Genomic DNA, 17,711 nt, shown 5'->3' with positions numbered 1-17,711 from the left:
AAGCCATGTCTCTCATTACCGTTGAAAACAATCTCATCCGCGTTGCGGGCCACACCCGGGTCTTCAACCGCATCAAAATACTGCTCACCTTGATGATCCCGCTCGCCATGGCTGTGATGGCCATCTCGTCCATCAGTGTGGCCCTACCAACGATCAAGAGCGCGATCGGCGCCTCGGACTCCTCTGTGCAGTGGATGCTCTCGGGTTACGCCCTCGTCTTCGGCATGGTTCTCGTCGCGGCCGGACGCATCGGCGACACCTTGGGCCATGGCTCAGTATGGATCATCGGCATGGCGATCTTCAGCCTCGGCTCGCTGGCCTGCGGCCTGGCCAACAGCCCTTTGATGCTCAACATCGCCCGCCTCGTCCAGGGCTTCGGCGCCGGCGTCTACAACCCGCAAACCACCGGCATGATCCAGCAGTACTTCAGAGGCCAGGCCCGGGCAAAGGCATTCAGCATCTTCGGCCTGGTCATCTCGGCCTCAGTGACAGCTGGCCCGCTGCTCACCGGCCTCATCATCCGCGCAGCAGGACCGAACATTGGTTGGCGCGCCTCATTCATCTGGACTTTCCCCTTAGGCATCATCGGTGCTGTTCTTGCCCTGCGCTGGTTCCCCTTCGAGACGGAGCGTCACCGCCATCAGACCCGACGCGAAGGCGGAGCCCCGCACACGCGCCTCGACATCGACCCCGTGGCCATCGTCCTACTGGCCGCCGCAGTGCTGTGCATCATGCTCCCGTTCATCCTCAAAACGGGCCCGGCGTTCGCGCTACTGGCACCGGCAGCCGTTCTCCTAGCCGCCTGGCTGCGCTGGGAACGCGCCTACAAGGCCCACGGACGTCAGCCCATGGTCGACCTGGCACTCTTCCATCACCGCTCCTTCACCCATGGAACTGCCATCAGTGGCACACAGTTCCTAGGTAGCACCTCGGTACTCATCCTGGCTGCGCTATTTCTTCAGAACGGCATGGGCGCCTCGGCCCTCGCCACCGGCATGCTGGGCCTGCCTTACGCAATTATCACAGCGGTTACCTCACTTCTAACAGGACGCATGGCACTCACGAAGGGACGTACTATTGTGATCACCGGGTTGTCGTGCATGACCATCGGTGTGATCGGCACAGCCGTCACCGCCCGTGGCATTGAGGCAGCCCACATCAGTTTCTGGTGGCTCATCCTGCCGCTGTCACTCATCGGCTTCGGTAGTGGCTGCATGACCGGCTGCAACCAGACCCTGTCGATGGCCGAGATCCCACCGGCCGAGGGCGGCGTCGCCGGCGGCATCAAATCCACTGCCGAACGCATCGCCACCGCCATCGGCAACGCGATCACCACGGCCATTTTCTACTCACTCGTCTCCCGCGGCTGGGCGACGGCGCTGACGAGCGCCTACGCGGCAATCGCCCTGTTCATCGCGGCCTCGACGGCACTGGCCGTCTTCGACCGGATCAGCCTCGGTCGAGGCGCCGGTCAGGCCGTTCCAACACCATAAGCGGCAGGGCGAAACAGCACCGGAGGTATGGGGTACGTGGTGTTTTCGGGCGGTGACTGAAATGACCGTGGAGCGGAACGCTCCGCTCATCGTTTGCGCAGCAGTGCCAGGAACATCGCATCGGTGCCGTGCCGGTGGGGCCACAGCTGGACGAAGCGGGGGTCGGTGGCCGCTGCGGCGCCGGGCACCTCGGGGATGAGGGCGGGGGCGTCGAGCAGGTCGACCCGGTCGAGCACGCTCGCCACGACGTCGGCGGTCTCGGCGCGGTGTGGTGAGCAGGTGACGTAGGCCACCAGCCCGCCGGCGCCCACCGAGCCGAGGGCGACGTCGAGCAGGTCCTGCTGCAGCGGGACGAGTTCGTCGAGGTCCTCCGGGGTGCGGCGCCACCGCGACTCGGGACGGCGGCGCAGGGCGCCGAGGCCGGAGCAGGGCACGTCGGCCAAGACCGCCTGGAAGGTGGCCTCGTCCCAGGCCGGTTCGCTGCCGTCGGCGACGATCACCTGGTGGCCGCGCCGGTCGTAGCGGCGCAGGGCGAGACTCACGAGGCGGGCGCGGTGCGGCTGGGCCTCGTTCGCGACGAGGAAGGCGCCATGCTCGGCGGCCAGGCCGCGCAGCAGGGCGCTCTTGCCGCCGGGGCCCGCGCACAGGTCGAGCCAGCGGGGCCCGCTCAGGCCCTCGGCCCGGCTCAGAGCCAGGCAGACGAGCTGGCTGCCCTCGTCCTGCACGCCGGCGCGGCCGGTGCGCACCGCCTCGACCTCGGCCGGGTCGCCTCCGCGGTGCGCGCCCCAGGGCGACCAGCGGGTGGGGGTCGCGCCGGCGGCGAGCAGTTCGTCGCGTTCGCACAGGCCGGGGCGCACGACGAGCGTCGGCTCGGCGCCCTCGTTGTCGGCGGCCAGGGCCGGTTCCAGCTCGTCGGGGCCGAGCAGTTCGGCGTAGGCGTCGATGATCCACCGCGGGTGGCCGGTGCGCAGCTCGCGTTCACGGTCCGGGTCGCCGCCGGCGATGAGCGTGCACCACTGCCCGAACGGGCGGGCGATGATCCGGCGCATGACGGCGTTGGTGATGCCGCAGGCGCGCTCCCCCACCACGTGGGCGGCCAGGTCGACGCTCGTGTCGACGGCGGCGCGGTCGGGCACGCGCATGGCCAGCCCCTGGTGGGCGCCGAGCCGCAGCACGTCGACGAGGTCGGGTTCGAGGTCGTCGAGGCTGCGGCCGGAGGCATGCTCGATGATGGCGTCGTAGCTGCCGACCATGCGGCAGGTGCCGAAGACGAGTTCGGTGACGAAGGCGGCGTCACGGCCCGTGATCCGCTGCTCGGCCAGGAGACGGCTGCAGGCCAGGTTGGCGTAGGCACCGGAACGGCCGATGTCGCGCAGCGCCTCCAGCGCGGTGCGCCGCGGCCGGTCGAGCGGCCGCCTGGAGCCGCCGCGCCCGTCACGGGTCCGGCCGGGGCGGCGCCCTCCTCGGTCATTGGCAGGGCGCGAGGGGTTGCGCGGGAACTCCTCGCGGCGGCGGGGCCGGTTCTGACCGCTCACTGCCGGCCCTGCCCGTCGCCGGCCGGGTCGTCGAAGCGGGCACCCGGGGCGGGTCTGGTGCCCCGGGCCCAGTCCGCCCCGCTCATGGCCTTCTTGCCGAAGCCCTGGACGCGGACGAGCTCCAGCGCACCATCGCCGGTGCCCGCCCACAGGTGCCTGGCGTCGGCCTCGATCTGGCCCGGGACGAGAGGGCCGGGGTGCGGGCCGGACACGGCCGGGTCGTCGGTTCGGGCGGCCAGCACCTTGAATCGCCGGCCCTCGAAGAGGGTCCAGGCGCCGGGGTGCGGGCTGGTGCCGCGAACGACCCGTACCAGGTGCCCGGCCGGTGCCGACCAGTCCAGGCGGGCGTCGCCGACCTCGACCTTGGGGGCGAGCGTGACGGCCTCCTCGTCCTGCTCGACGGCGGGCAGCCCGGCCTCGATGTCGGCCATGGTGTCGACGAGCACGTCGGCGCCGATGCGGGCCAGCCGGTCGAGCAGTTCGCCGGCCGTCTCCTCCTCGCCGACCGGGACGCGCAGCTGGCGGTAGACGGGTCCGGCGTCGAGGGCCGGCACGAGCCTGAACGTGGTGACCCCGGTGACGGTGTCGCCGCTCATGAGGGCCCGCTGGACGGGGGCGGCGCCGCGCCAGGCGGGCAGCAGCGAGAAGTGCAGGTTCACCCAGCCGTGCGCGGGGATCGCCAGGACGTGCTCGGGTACGAGCGCGCCGTAGGCGACGACGGCGCAGACGTCGGGTGCGAGCCGGGTGAGCCGCTCGACGAAGTCCTCGTCGCGCGGGTGGGCGGGCTTGAGCACCTCGATGCCCAGCTCCTGCGCCGCGACGGCGACCGGTGAGGCGGTGAGCCGCTTGCCGCGCCCGGCCGGCGCGTCGGGCCTGGTGACGACCGCCACGACCTCGTGCGGCGAGCCGGCGAGTGCCCGCAGGCTCGGGACCGCCGCCTCGGGTGTCCCGGCGAAGACGATGCGCATGGAGTGCTCCTTCACGTTGCTCCGCCACAGCCTACTGCCGGGGACGCGCCGCGCCGCTCAGGACAGCTCGACCGGGTCGATGCGCACCCGCACCGCCCCGGGTTCCTTGCGCGCGCTGCGCACCGCGAGGGCCTTCTTGGCGGAACCGGCCAGTGCCCCGCCCGCGGCGCGGGGCGCCCTCACGAGCAGCCGCCAGACGGGCTCGGCGTCCGGTTCGTCGGGTGGGAGCTGGGCCCTGCCGAGCACCTCGGCCTGCTCCGGCCAGTCGGCGAGCCGGGCGAAGCCGGTGACGGTCCTCTCGGCGCCCTCGACGGCGCACATGGCCACGGCCGGCGGGAAACCGGCCTCGGCCCGCTGGGCCAGCTCGCGGGCCGCGAAGCCGGCCGGGTCGAGCCGGACGAGGGCCTGCACCGAGGCGTCCCCGGCCGGCCCGACGAGACACACCGAGCCGCCCTCGGACGCGGGCCGGACGAGGGCGACGGCGGCGAGCCAGCGCCGCAGCGCCTCCTCGCCCGCCCTCAGATCGGCCCGGCCGAGCAGCAGTGCGGCGTCGAGCAGGACGGCTGCTGAGTACCCGGCCGATGGGAATGGCTCAGCGCCGGGGGTGGCCACGACCAGCGCGGGTGTGTCCCCGACGCTCTCGCGCGGGTTCTGCCCCGAGCTGTCGACGAGCACGACCCCCGGGAAGGCCCTGCCGAGTTCCTCGGCGGTGCGCCGCGAGCCCACCATCGGGGCCCTCAGTCGGGCCGAGCCGCACCGGGGGCACTGCCAGGACGCCATGACGCGCCCGCACCAGCGGCACGAGAGCCTGCGGCCGCCGTCGGGCAGGCGGTCGGCCCGTACCGGGCCGTTGCAGGTGCGGCACCTGACCGGGGTGCGGCAGTCCCCGCAGGACAGTGCCTCGAGGTAGCCCGAGCGTGGCACCTGGACGAGGACCGGGCCCGAGGCCAGGCCGGCCCTGATCGTCTCGAAGGCGCGCCGCGGGATGCGCACCGCGCCGGCCAGCGGATCGCGCCGCAGCGCCTCGTCGGAGTCGGCCGCCACCCGCACCAGCGCGCAGCCGCGCCGCACGACACCGGGCGGGCTGGCCAGGGCCGCCAGCCACCCGGACTCGACCCAGCGTTCGACCTCACTGGATCGCGCGTGGGAGGCCAGGAGCAGGGCGCAGGGCTGGGTGGAAGCCCGCAGGGCGGCGATGTCGCGGGCGTGCGGGTAGGGGGCGCGGGGCTCGGCGTGCAGGTCGTCGCCGTCGTCCCAGAGGCAGATGAGGCCCAGGTCGTGCAGGGGCGCGTAGGCGGCACCCCGCGTCCCGACGAGGACCCTGGCCACGCCCCGGCTGGCCGCCAGGTAGTTGCGGTAGCGGGCGGCAGGGCCGAGCTCGGAGTGCAGCTCGGCGACGCAGCCCTCGCCGAGGCAGCCGGTGAGGGCCTCGCGCACCCGCCGCACGTCGCGCACGTCGGGCACGAGGACCAGGGCGCTGTGACCGCCCTCGAGGGTGGCCGCGCAGGCCTGCACGAGGCCGCGGCGCCAGTCGCAGGCGCCCGACCGGTCGGTGACGAACCGCGGCGGCACCTGCCAGTGCGCCCGCAGGTGCCGGCCCTGGCGCAGGCCGTCGAGGAAGCGGGGGCCGCCTGGCGCCTCGTCGAGCGCCCCGGCGGGAACGTGCGCCGGCTCGGGCCGGGGCCAGGGGTGCTGCTCGGCGGCCTCGGTGGCCGCGTGACGGGGCGGCACGGCCAGGCGCATGACATCGGCGAAGGTGCCGGCGTAGTGGTCGGCGACGACCCGGATGAGCCTGACCTGGTGGGCGTCCAGCACTGGTTCGGTGGAGACCACCTTCGACAGGGGCGTCAGTTTCTCCACCTCGGAGTCCTGGGGCAGCTCGACGATGAACCCGTCGACCGTCCGGCCGGCGAAACGCGCCCTGACCCGGGCACCGACCACGGCCTCACCGGCCATGGCCTCGGGCACCGAGTAGTCGAAGAAGCGGTCGAGGTGGGGCAGGTGGACGTCGAGGGCGACGCGCGCGATGCGGCGGGCCGGCACCGGGCTCGGTTCTGGCGCCGATGCCGTGATGAGCGCGTCGGTGGTCGTCATGGTGTCGATCCTAGGAGGAACCGCCGACGTTTTCACCGCCCCGTGACGGGGTCACCTGCGCACCCGGTGGCGCACGGACCCGGGAGGTCCCCGCAGGGGGCTCTGCTCAGCCTCGGACGGCGGCCGCCAGGGCGTCGGTCCGGTCGGTGCGCTCCCAGGCCGCCTCGGGAATCTCGCGGCCGAAGTGGCCATGGTTGGTGAACCGCGAGTAGATCGGGCGCAGCAGGTCCAGATCGCGGATGATCGAGCTCGGTCGCAGGTCGAAGACCTGCTGGACGGCGTCGACGAGCTGGGTGTCGGGGACGGCGCCGGTGCCGAAGGAGTCGACGTGGAGGCTGGTCGGGTGGGCACGGCCGATGGCATAACTCACCTGGACCTCGCAGCGGGTGGCCAGGCCGGCCGCCACGATGTTCTTGGCGACCCAGCGCAGGGCGTAGGCCGCCGAGCGGTCGACCTTGGAGGGGTCCTTGCCGCTGAAGGCGCCGCCGCCGTGGCGGGCCATGCCGCCATAGGTGTCGACGATGATCTTGCGGCCGGTGACCCCGGCGTCGCCCTGGGGGCCGCCGATGACGAAGCGTCCCGACGGGTTGACGAGCACCTGCACGGCATCGGCGACGACCTCGTACTCGGCGAGCACGGGGGCGATGACCTCGCGGCGGATCTCGGGGGCCAGCACGGTGTCGAGGTCGACGCCCTCGGCGTGCTGGGTGGAGACGACGATGTTCGTGACGGCGGCCGGGGTGATGCCGTCGTAGTCGATGGTGACCTGGGTCTTGCCGTCGGGGCCGAGGTGGTCCAGGACGCCGCTGCGGCGGACCTCCGAGAGCCGCTCGGACAGCCGGTGGGCCATGTGGATCGGCATCGGCATCAGCTCGGGCGTCTCGGTGCAGGCGTAACCGAACATGAGGCCCTGGTCGCCTGCGCCCTGCTGGTCGGCCTCGTCGACTGCCGAGCCGGAGCGCATCTCCCAGGAGTTCGCGACACCGCCGGCGATGTCGGGCGACTGGTTGTTGAGGGCGACCATGACACCGCACGTGGCACCGTCCAGGCCCTTGTCGAAGGAGTCGTAGCCGATGTCGAGCATGCAGGCGCGGGCGACATCGGCGATGTCGACGTACGACTCGGTGGTGGCCTCACCGGCGACGATGGCGACGCCGTTGCTGATGAGGACCTCGATCGCGGTGTGCGAGGCGGGGTCCTGCCTCATCATGTCGTCGACGACCGCGTCCGCGATGGCATCGGCGACCTTGTCGGGGTGTCCTTCGGTGACTGATTCCGAGGTGAACAAGCTGCTCATGGGTGCTGTCTGCTTTCCGTCCGACGAAGAGCCGGACACAAGACCCCGGCAGCTGCCCGGGGCCACTGGACGAGGCCGATCGTGCCCGGGGAGCACGAACGGCAGCTGACTGGTTCAGGCCAGGTCACTGCCCGGATCGGCCAGGGCATCGAGGTCGGCCAGCGGATCACCGAAGTCGAAGTCCGGGTCCTTGGCGGCCTCGGCACGCGCGGCGGCCTCGGCGGCCGCATCGATCTCGGTGTACTCGAGGACACCCGCGTCGATCTCGCGCATGGCGATGGACAGCGGTTTCTCCTGGGGGCCGGTGTCGACGAGCGGTCCGACGTTCTCGAGCAGGCCCTCACCGAGCTGGGAGTAGTAGGCATTGATCTGACGCGCGCGCTTGGCGGCGACGAGCACGAGACGATACTTCGAGTCGACGTGCTCGAGCAGGTCGTCGACGGACGGTGCGGTCGAGCCCTCAGGCGTCATGCTGGTCAAAGTGCAATCCTCGTCTCATCCCCCGTGGGGAGGTCTGTGTCGTGGCGGACGCGTGGGCGCCCGGGTGTCCTGCGGCCCGGCGGAACGCCGGGCCGCGAGAATGGCTTCGTTGCGAGCGGCAGGCTCACAATCGCATCAACTCTACCAGCTTGTGCACGGTCGGATCGAGCTCTCCATTGACGACGATCTCGTCGAACTCGGAGGTGGCCTCGAGCTCGCGGGCCGCGGTCCGCAGTCTGCGCTCCTGCTGCTCGGAGGTCTCCGTGCCGCGGGCCTGCAGGCGCCGCACGAGTTCGTCCCAGCTGGGTGGCGCCAGGAAGATGTGGGTGGCCTGCGGGCAGGTGGTGCGCACCTGGCGGGCGCCCTGCAGGTCGATCTCGAGGATGACCGTCCTGCCGGCTGCCACCGCCTCCTCGACCGGGCGTCTGGGGGTGCCGTAGCGGTGGGCTCCGTGCACGATGGCCCATTCGAGGAGTCCGTCGTCGGCGATCATCCGGTCGAACTCGTCATTGGTGACGAACCAGTAGGCGACGCCGTCGAGCTCACCGGGACGCGGGGGGCGTGTGGTCGCCGAGACGGACACGAAGATCTCCGGGTAGAGCACCTTCAGCCGGTTGCAGACCGTGCCCTTGCCCACGGCAGTGGGACCTGAGATCACGAAGACACCGGGCCTCGACGCGCCGATACTGCCGCCCTGCGCGTCGGAGCTGTCACAGCGGACGGCCGGTCGCGTCTCGCCCATGGGTCAGTGGAACTCCTTCTTGAGCCCGGCGACCTGGTGACGCCCGAGCCCGCGCAGGCGACGGTTGGGGGCGATGTCGAAGCGTTCCATGATGGCGGCCGCGCGCTTCTCCCCGACGCGCGGGAGCGCCTTGAGCAGGTCTACGACCTTGACGTGCGCGAGTACGTCATCCTTGGCCGCCTCGTCGAGTGCCTGACTCAGGGTGAGTTCACCCTTGCGCACCTTGTCCTTGAAGTCAGCGCGGGCCCGGCGGGCCTTCGTCGCGGCTGAACGAGCGGATTGGAGCTGCTCGGGTGAAAGAGTCGGAATGGCCATGGATCCTCTCCCAATCAAGACATGTCCGGGACCCTGTTGCCCGGCCTTGGGTACAAGGTACCGCCCGGGCGGCTGTTTCCGGGCCTTCATCCCTAGTTGTTCGCCGATTTATCGGTAACTTTTCAAGAAATCGGCCCCTTATGCACCCCTGAGAGCTGTTCTCCGGGGTATTCCTGATCCTTCCCTGAGAGTCGAACGAGCCTTCGTCAACCTCTGACACGCTCTTCTCCGGGGTTGACTCTGATCGTTTCAACGTAAATGATGTTTTCATCAGTTTCGATGTAGTCATCACAGCGAGGGGCGAGCATCATGTCCTCCCACCTGTACCGCCTCGGCCGGGCGGCCTTCCGCCGACGCCGGATCGTCGTTCTTGCCTGGCTGCTGGTCCTCGTCGCCGGCTTCACCCTCATGGGCGCCCTGTCGAAGGGCACCGACGACACGGTGCGCATCCCCGGCGCCTCCTCGCAGAGCGCCCTGGACACGCTGAGCCGGGTCTTCCCGCAGGTCTCGGGCGCCTCCGGCATGATCGTGGTGGTCGTACCGGACGGGGCCTCGGTGCGTTCGCAGCCGGAACGGGACGCGATCGGGGCGACCGTCGACCAGATCGACGCGCTCGGCCAGGTGACAACGGTCGCCTCGCCGTTCTCCCCGCTGGTGAGCGGCGCGATCTCCGCGGACGACACGGCGGCGATCATCACCATCCAGTTCGACGGGCAGCGCAACGAGCTCACCGAGCAGACCCTGGACTCGGTGCGGCAGGCGGCCGACGAACTGCAGTCCCGGCTCGGCGATGGCGCCCGGGTGGACGTCGGGGGCACCGCCTTCGACAACGTGATCCCGACCATCTCGGTCGTCGAGGCGATCGGTGTCGTACTGGCCCTGGTCTTCCTCGCCGTCTTCCTGCGCAACGTCCTGGCCGCCTTCGTACCGATCGTCATGGCGCTGGTCGGCGTGGCGATCACCGAGTCACTCGTCTACGCCGCCACCGGGTTCATGACGATCATGAGCACCACCGTGCTGCTGTCGGTGATGATCGGCCTGGCAGTCGGTATCGACTACTCGCTGTTCATCATCTCCCGCTACCGGGACAACCTCGCCCAGGGGCTTGAGCCCGAGGAGGCCGTCGCCCGTTCCATCGCGACGGCCGGCACCGCCGTGGTCTTCGCCGGCGTGACGGTGATCATCGCGCTGGTGGGGCTGTTCGTCGCGCGGATCCCCTTCCTGACGATCATGGGCGTCGCCTCGGCGTTCGGTGTCGGCACGGCGGTGTGCGTGGCCATGACGCTGCTGCCGGCCACGCTGGGCTTCTTCGGGACCCGTATCACGCCGCGCCCCGGGCGCCATCGCGCCGGCGGCGACACGTTCTTCGGGCACTGGGTGCGCGTCGTCACGGTACGCCCGCTCGTCACCGTCGTCCTCGTCATCGCCGCTGTGACCGTCCTCGCGCTCCCGGCCAGGGGGCTGCGCCTGTCGCTGCCGATGGAGAGCGCCGCCAAGCCGGGCAGCGAGGTGCGCACCACCTACGACACGGTGAGCGAGAAGTTCGGGCCGGGCTACAACGGGCCGCTCATCGTCGTGGTGAACGTCCTCGACAGCACCGACCCGGTCCAGGCCATGACCGATCTCGGCGAGGATCTGGCCACGGTCGAGGGGGTCCAGCGCATCGCCATGGCCACCCCGAACGAGTCCGGCAGCTACGGCATCGTCCAGGTCATCCCCACTGGCTCACCGGACTCGGCCGCGACGGCAGAGCTCGTACAGGCGTTGCGTGCGCAGGGGCCCGCCATGGCCGAGAGGTACGGTCTCCGGGACTTCGCGGTGACCGGCATCACGGCCGTCGCCGTCGACGTCTCGGCGAAGCTGACACACGCCCTGGTGCCCTACGGCGTCTTCGTCGTGGGTCTGTCCCTGGTCCTGCTCGTCATGGTCTTCGGCTCGATCGCCGTGCCGATCAAGGCGACCGTCGGCTATCTGCTGTCGATCCTGGCGTCCTTCGGCGTGACGACGAGCATCTTCGTCGACGGGCACCTGGCCCGGCTGCTCGGCGCCGATTTCACCGGCTCGCTCATCTGCTTCCTGCCGATCATCGTCATGGGTGTCCTGTTCGGCCTGGCCATGGACTACGAGGTCTTCCTCGTCTCGCGCACCGCCGAGGAGTACGCGCACAGCGGCGACCCGGTGCAGGCGATTCATGAGGGCTTCTGCAAGGCGGCACCGGTGGTCACCACCGCTGCGCTCATCATGCTGAGCGTCTTCGCGATGTTCATTCCCGAGGGCAGCTCGGGCATCATCAAGCCGATCGCCACGGCCTTGACGGTGGGCGTCTTCGTCGACGCCTTCTGCGTGCGCATGACCCTGGTGCCGGCGGTCCTCAGACTGCTCGGGCACCGCGCCTGGACGATGCCCGAGCGGCTGGCCAGGGTGCTCCCGCGGTTCGACGTCGAGGGCGCCTCCCTGACCCGCCAGCTCTCACTGGAGGGCTGGCCGGCCGACGGCCGCGAGGTCGTCGCGACGAAGGACATGATCGTTCGCGACCGCGACGGTGCAGCCCTCAACCGTCCGGTGGACCTCGACCTGCGTCCCGGACAGATCGCCGTTCTCACCGGGCCGGAGGGCTCGGGCAAGTCCGAACTGCTGCTCGGGCTCACCGGGCGCCTGACCGGTTTCGACGGCGACGCCCGCGTCGCCGGCTACCTGCTGCCCGAACGCAATGCCGCGGTCCGCTCCCGCAGCGTGCTCACCTCCGGTGGCAGGGACGTCATCGGAGTCCTCGCCGAGGGCCTGCACCGCCACGTGGCGCTGGCCGCGGTCGACGACGCGGACGCCGTCATCGGCACGAACCGCACGGCCGAGGTCCGGGATCTCATCGGTCGACTGGCGGCCGCGGGCGGCTGCGTCCTGCTGACCGGCACGAGCCCCGACGCCGTCGCTCACGTCCTGCCGGACGGCACCGCGCCCCTCCGGATCGCGATGGAGCCCCCGGCCCCGGCACGGTTCGTCCCGGACGATCCCCAGAGGGCGGACGGGCAGTCCGCCCCGCTCAGCACCATTCTCGAGGAGGCCTCCCGATGAAGAAACGGATGATCGGACAGCTACGCGGCCGCACTTCCTGGCGCACCTGGACGGCGCTGCTGTGCGTGCCGGCCCTGCTCATGGGGCTGCTCGTCCTCGCCTTCCACGACCCCGACTCCCGGCTGGATCAGGTGAGGGCGGCGGTCGTGAACAACGACAACCCGGTCACCATCGACGGGCAGATCCGCCCGATGGGCCGCCAGCTGGTCAAGGAACTCGTCAACTCGGGCTCCGACGACTACGACTGGGTTCTCACCACGACCAGTGATGCAGCCGCGGGCCTGGGTGACGGCGAGTACACGGTGGTCGTGGAGATACCCTCGGACTTCTCGGCCAGGGCCACCTCGGTCGCCGACACGGACGCCGAGGACGTCTCGCAGGCGTCCGTGACGATCACCACGGCCGATGACTCCCCGCTCCTCGACGCCCGGGTCGGCGCCGCCCTGGCCGCGGCCGCCGAGCGCTCGCTGGGCCAGCAGATCACCCAGACCTATGTCGACACCGTGCTGACGAGCATGGGCACCGTGCACGACGGTCTGGCGGAGGCATCCGAGGGCGCCGACACGCTCGCCGAGTCGTTGGGGCGCGCCGATGACGGCGCGGCCCAGCTGGACACCGGCGCCGGCGACCTCGCCACCGGCATGGACACGCTGGCCACCGGTCAGCGCAATCTCGCCACCGGACTGGGTGAGCTGAGGACTCAGACCGCAGGGCTGCCCGCGCAGAGCCGGGAGCTCGCCGACGGGGCCGCGCAGCTGGCCGACGGGGCGCACCAGGTGTCAGACGGCACGGAGCAGATCGTCGGCGGCGCCAACCAGCTGGCCGGCGCCGAGCAGAGCATCAGCGACGGCGCGAGTGCGTTGTCCGGCAGCGCCTCGCAACTGTCCGAGGCCCTGTCGAGCGCCCAGCAGCAGACCGCTGACCTGCCCACCCAGACCCAGGCACTCGCCGACGGCGCGAACAGCGTGAGCGCCGGTGTCGATGCCCTGGCGGCCCAGCTGCAGCAGCTGTCGGTCGCCTGCGCGCAGAGCGCCGAGAACTGCCAGAGCGCGGCGAGCGCCCTGGGCGAGCTGGGCACCCAGCTGGGCACGCTCCAGCAGGGCGCCACCCAGGTCGCGTCCGGCGCCTCGGCACTCAACGACAATGCCGCGGGCCTGGCCGGCGGCATCAGCACGGCCGCCACCGGGGCGGGACAGATCTCGGCCGGCGCCGCCTCGCTCGCCGCCGGAGCCCAGCAGGCCGCCACCGGGGCGAGCGATCTGGTCACCGGCGCCACGGATCTCCAGTCCGGCGCCCAGCAGGTGGCCTCCAGCGCGGACGCCCTGTCCAGCGCCACGGGCTCCCTGGCCTCGTCCTCGCAGGCCCTCGCCGATGCGATCGCCTCGGCCTCCGACGGCGCCAATCGGCTCACCACCGGCGCCGAGTCGGCCAGCGACGGGGCGCACAGCCTCGCCGACGGAGCCGCGGCCCTGCACCAGGGCACCAGCCAGCTCAGGAACGGCTCCGGCACGCTCGCGAGCAGCCTGCGCACCGCCGCCGACCAGGTGCCGAGCTACACCGCCGACCAGCGCGAGCAGATCTCCGACGTGGTCACCACTCCCCTCGTCTCGGCGACCAGCGGCCTGGGCTCCTACACCCGTTCGGCCGTCGCTCTGTTCGGCGTCCTCGCCCTGTGGGTGGCCGCCATCGCCTTCAGCACGAGCAGCCCGGCGATCACCCGGACCGCTTTCGTGTCGAACCTGCCCACCTGGCAGCTTGCGTTGCGCTCGCTCGGTCCGACACTGCTGTTCTCCGCCGGCTGTGGCCTGGTCGTCAGCACCATCGCGAGCATCACGCTGCGACCAGGATTCGGGGCGTTCCTCGCGATCGGGGCGGCTTCCTTCGGCATCGAACTCGTCTTCCTGGCGATCAACCAGTCCCTGGGGGCCCTGCACCGCATCGGTGGCCGGGTCGTGGCGCTCGCCGTGCTCGTCCTGGCGGTCGCCGGGGGTGTCTGGTCGGCTCAGCCGGCCTGGCTGCAGTCGGTCGCCTCGTTCCTGCCCACCAGCCCCGCGGTGGGTCTCGTCCGCGCCATGGCGGTGCCCACGAGCGCTGGCCTGCTCTCCATGGCGGCCGCGCTCATCACCTGGTGGGCCGCGGCGGTGATCCTCCTCATCGGGCTGACCGGCAGGGCCCGGACGACGACCCTCGTGCCAGACCGGCTCATCCCCCGGACTGGCGGTGCGGGACAATGGACGCGATGAACATCATCAAGGCAGCCGAGAAGGCCGGTCATGCAGGACGCCATGGCCGGCGCAGGGCGGCGACCCGGGCCGCCCTCATCCAGGCCGCCCAGCAGCTGATCGCCGAGGGCCGCACCGACACCTCGATAGCGGCGATCACCGAACGCGCGGATGTGGGCTTCGGATCGTTCTACAACCATTTCGCGACGAAGGAGCAGTTGTTCTCCGAGGCCTTCGCCGAGGCGATGGATGGTTTCAGCCTGAGCCTGGACAGGCTGGTCAGAGGTGTCGAGGACACGGCCCGAGCGGTCTCGATCGGCTTCCGCATCATCGGCCGGGTCGCCGAGATCGCGCCCGGCTTCGCCTCACTCGTCACCCAGGCGGGTGCGGCCACGCTGCAGTTCAACGGCTCCCTCCGTCAGGCCTCGGTACGCCTGATAGAGAAGGGCATCCGTGCGGGCCGTTTCAGCCTGCCGAACGCCGACGTCGCCTACTCGGCGATCGGGGGTTCGCTGCTCGGTGTGGTCGCCTACCTCCTGCTGGAACCGGGCGAGGACATCGACGAGCAGATCGACGCCCTGGCGGCCGGTGCCCTGCGCCTGCTCGGCCTGGCCGACGGCGAGGCCCAGCAGATCGCCCACGAGGTTCTTCCCGAGTTCGTCCCCGATGCGTCCTTGGCCGCGCTGGCCGAACGGTTGAAGACGTCCTGAGCCCAGGCTCGCGCGCACGGCGAACTCTCTCGTCATCCTCCTCCTCGCAGCTCCTGGGACCATGGTCCCCTGACAGAGCGGGGCGAGACCACTAGTATTTGTTCTACCCGGATAGTTCGCAGCGTTGCGAACCAGTGAACGGGCGTTGACAACGGGTGTCACACCAGATTCGGTCATCGAAGGAGATGCCAATGCTTACTGAGAAGCCACGGAACGAGGAAGAGTTCCAGCAGTACCTCATGGAGATCCGGGAGCTCGCACAGGGGCCGTTCGACGAGATGCAACTCGAGATCGAGGTGACGAACAAGTTCCCCGACGAATTCTTCGAGCTTGCCAAGGAACACAACCTGTACCGCTTCTACCTGCCCGAGAAATACGGCGGCTGGGGCATGTCGACGCTCCAGATCATGAAGGTCCAGGAAGAGTTCTCTCGCGGCCCGGGTGGTATGCGCATGCACCTGCACCATGCGGCAGGCCTCAACTGGCGCATCATGGACGACTTCGCACAGCCCGAGCTCAAGGAATGGGCCATGCCCCGCTTCCAGGACAAGACGCTGTTCGTCAACTTCGCTCTGACCGAGAAGGAGGCCGGGTCGGGTGCGGACATCAAGACCAGCGCCAAGCGTGATGGGAATGAGTGGGTCATCAACGGTGAGAAGACCCTCATCAGCCACACCGACTGCTCCGACGGCACCTACCTCATCACGCTGACTGATCCTGATGCGGCGAAGGACAAGAGACTCACCGCCTTCTTCGTGCCCTTCGACACGCCAGGCTATGAGGTCGTCGACATGCCGCACATGATGGGTTGCCGCGGGGCCGGCCACGCAGGCCTGCGCTTCACGGACTGCCGAGTGCCTGACACATACCGCCTCGGTGAGGTCGGCGAGGGTCTTCATGTCGCCATGTACTCCCTGGGCCTGTCGCGCGTGCACATCGCCGACTCCAACCTCGGCATGGCTCAGCGCATGCTCGAGATCTCGATTGCCCGTGCCAAGGAACGCGTCACCTTCGGCAAGCCCTTGGTGCAACGCCAGGCGATCCAGACCATGATCGCCGAGTCGGGCAAGTGGGTCTACATGCTGCGGTCGATGATCCACGACACCGCCGCTCGTTACGACAAGGGTGAGGACCCGATGACCCAGGCGTCCTTGTGCAAGCTCGCATCGATCGATGGCGTCAAGGTGGTGTCCGATAACATGCTCGAGATCCTGGGTGGCATCGGTTACTTCGAGGAATGCGAGTACGGACCTGCCGAACGGCTCTACCGCGACTGCCGTGCCATGTGGCTGGAGGAGGGCCCGCCCACCGTGCAGCGCACCACCGCCGCCCGCGGTCTGATCGACACCGGCGGAGACCTCTGGAACTCGTGACTGCAATGACCTGTTTGAAAGGGCAGTGATATGGGCACCAATCCGCTCAGCGGGATCAGGATCGTCGACATGACAGCCTTCCTGGCAGCCCCTACCGTGGCTCGCATACTTGGCGAATGGGGCGCCGACGTGATCAAGGTCGAGTCACCTGCTGGCGACCCCGGTCGCACGCAGGGCGCCGTCTTCGGCACGCCGTACACCGATGACGAGAACCTCGGCTTCGACATGTCCAACATGAACAAGCGCTTCATCACGGTGGATCTTCGCAAGGACACGGGTCGTGAGGTGATGGACCGTCTCCTCTCGGGCGCCGATGTGTTCCTCACGTCCACTCGTGTCAAGTCACTGGTGAAACTCGGCTACGATTTCGACAGCCTGCACGCCAAGTTCCCTCGTCTCGTGATGGCCCAAGTGCTCGGCTACGGCGCAAAAGGACCGCTCAAGGATGCGCCCGGCTTCGACATGACCGCATGCATGTCACGCGGTGGCGTCCTCGGCACCACGGTGAACCGAGGAAGCCAGCCGATGATTCCACCCAATGGTTACGGTGATTTCCAGATCTCCTTCGTGCTGGCGGCGGGAATCCTCGCGGCACTGCTGGGCCGTGAGCAGACAGGCCAAGGCGACTACGTGACAACATCGCTGTTCCATTCGGGCGCGTTCATGCTCAATACGGCGATGATCTCGGCCCAGTACGGCAATGAATACCCGAAGGATCGCCGCGAGGTGATCAATCCATTCAACAACACCTATGCCGCCGGCGACGGCCTGCTCATGACGCTGTGCGCCCCGGAATACGATCGCGACTTCGACAAGCTCATGAGACTCATCGGCCGCGAAGACTTGGTGGGGAACGCTCGCTACAACATCTGTGACGAGCTCAACGCCAACAAGCTCAACAGCGAAGTGGTTGACATTCTGGATGAGGCGTTCAGCACGAAGGATCGCGCCTACTGGCTGGAATTGATGCTGGCGAATGATGTACCGATCGAGGCCTGCCAGTTACCCACCGATATCTATGCCGATGAACAGGCCTGGGCCAATGACGTGTTGCGCAAGGTGACCTGCCCCAGCGGGAATGAGCGGATGATTCCGACCAATCCCGTGCGCTTCACATCACAGGGAGATCCTGAACTCAGACTCACCCGAGCCCAGGGCTCTGACTCCGAAGCCGTGCTCGCAGAGCTCGGGTACGGCGACCAGCAGATCAAGGAGATTCTCGCTTCCCAAGGCGTCACGGCCTCCGCACCACGCGCCTGAGCCCCGGAGGTACCGGCTGCCGGTCGCCGGCAGCCGGTATCGGGTTCTCATGCGCCCGCCACGCACCCACGGACCAGCCATCGGCTCAGCGCCACCAGTCCGGCGTCAGCCGGCGAGCAGTGGGCGAGGCTCATTCCACAGCACCGGCGG

At 69.6% G+C, this 17,711-nt stretch carries 13 protein-coding genes; 6 read left to right on the top strand and 7 right to left on the bottom strand.

Annotated features, from left to right (window positions below; genetic code table 11):
• Positions 1-5 precede the first annotated feature (5 nt).
• Positions 6-1,493 (top strand): MFS transporter, encoded by a 1,488-nt coding sequence (locus D9T14_RS02770; RefSeq protein WP_119160638.1) that lies wholly within the window; start codon positions 6-8, stop codon positions 1,491-1,493.
• A gap of 86 nt (positions 1,494-1,579) precedes the next feature.
• Here the strand turns inward: D9T14_RS02770 and D9T14_RS02765 are convergent, their stop codons facing one another.
• From D9T14_RS02765 to mihF, 7 genes are all read right to left on the bottom strand, one after another.
• The gene (locus D9T14_RS02765) at positions 1,580-3,028 is read right to left on the bottom strand and encodes an RsmB/NOP family class I SAM-dependent RNA methyltransferase (protein WP_119160637.1); all 1,449 of its coding nucleotides are present in this window, start codon (positions 3,026-3,028) and stop codon (positions 1,580-1,582) included.
• A complete protein-coding gene (gene fmt, locus D9T14_RS02760; RefSeq protein WP_119160636.1) occupies positions 3,025-3,996 on the bottom strand; it encodes a methionyl-tRNA formyltransferase in 972 nt (323 codons plus the stop codon). The genes D9T14_RS02765 and fmt overlap by 4 nt, the downstream gene beginning before the upstream one ends.
• Before the next feature lie 57 nt (positions 3,997-4,053).
• Entirely contained in the window at positions 4,054-6,090 is a 2,037-nt protein-coding gene (locus D9T14_RS02755) for a primosomal protein N' (protein ID WP_170175699.1), read from the bottom strand.
• Between the two features lie 106 nt (positions 6,091-6,196).
• The gene (gene metK, locus D9T14_RS02750; protein WP_119160635.1) at positions 6,197-7,387 is read right to left on the bottom strand and encodes a methionine adenosyltransferase; all 1,191 of its coding nucleotides are present in this window, start codon (positions 7,385-7,387) and stop codon (positions 6,197-6,199) included.
• Between the two features lie 114 nt (positions 7,388-7,501).
• Positions 7,502-7,867 carry a DNA-directed RNA polymerase subunit omega gene (gene rpoZ / locus D9T14_RS02745; RefSeq protein ID WP_119160634.1) on the bottom strand — a complete coding sequence of 122 codons (366 nt, stop codon included), beginning with the start codon at positions 7,865-7,867 and terminating at the stop codon, positions 7,502-7,504.
• 124 nt (positions 7,868-7,991) lie between these two features.
• A complete protein-coding gene (gene gmk / locus D9T14_RS02740; RefSeq protein ID WP_119160633.1) occupies positions 7,992-8,609 on the bottom strand; it encodes a guanylate kinase in 618 nt (205 codons plus the stop codon).
• A gap of 3 nt (positions 8,610-8,612) precedes the next feature.
• Positions 8,613-8,924: an integration host factor, actinobacterial type gene (gene mihF, locus D9T14_RS02735; protein WP_119160632.1), complete on the bottom strand. Its 312-nt coding sequence runs from the start codon at positions 8,922-8,924 to the stop codon at positions 8,613-8,615.
• Between the two features lie 309 nt (positions 8,925-9,233).
• Between mihF and D9T14_RS02730 the strand changes: the two genes are divergently transcribed.
• The 5 genes from D9T14_RS02730 to D9T14_RS02710 all read left to right on the top strand — a co-directional run bounded on the left by D9T14_RS02730 (position 9,234) and on the right by D9T14_RS02710 (position 17,561).
• The gene (locus D9T14_RS02730) at positions 9,234-11,996 is read left to right on the top strand and encodes an MMPL family transporter (protein ID WP_119160631.1); all 2,763 of its coding nucleotides are present in this window, start codon (positions 9,234-9,236) and stop codon (positions 11,994-11,996) included.
• Positions 11,993-14,239, top strand: coding sequence for a YhgE/Pip family protein (locus D9T14_RS02725; RefSeq protein ID WP_119160630.1), 2,247 nt, complete (start codon positions 11,993-11,995; stop codon positions 14,237-14,239). Before D9T14_RS02730 ends, D9T14_RS02725 begins: the two co-directional genes overlap by 4 nt.
• Positions 14,236-14,928 carry a TetR/AcrR family transcriptional regulator gene (locus D9T14_RS02720; RefSeq protein WP_170175700.1) on the top strand — a complete coding sequence of 231 codons (693 nt, stop codon included), beginning with the start codon at positions 14,236-14,238 and terminating at the stop codon, positions 14,926-14,928. The genes D9T14_RS02725 and D9T14_RS02720 overlap by 4 nt, the downstream gene beginning before the upstream one ends.
• A 191-nt stretch (positions 14,929-15,119) precedes the next feature.
• The gene (locus tag D9T14_RS02715; RefSeq protein ID WP_119160628.1) at positions 15,120-16,301 is read left to right on the top strand and encodes an acyl-CoA dehydrogenase family protein; all 1,182 of its coding nucleotides are present in this window, start codon (positions 15,120-15,122) and stop codon (positions 16,299-16,301) included.
• A 30-nt stretch (positions 16,302-16,331) separates the two neighbouring features.
• Positions 16,332-17,561 (top strand): CaiB/BaiF CoA transferase family protein, encoded by a 1,230-nt coding sequence (locus D9T14_RS02710; protein ID WP_119160627.1) that lies wholly within the window; start codon positions 16,332-16,334, stop codon positions 17,559-17,561.
• Positions 17,562-17,711 lie beyond the last annotated feature (150 nt).

Origin of the sequence: Propionibacterium australiense, assembly GCF_003666605.1 — a bacterium.
In the GTDB taxonomy this organism is placed as follows: Bacteria; Actinomycetota; Actinomycetes; order Propionibacteriales; family Propionibacteriaceae; genus Propionibacterium; species Propionibacterium australiense.
Note: the sequence above shows the minus strand (reverse complement) of the source record. Positions and strands in the feature narration are given on the sequence as shown.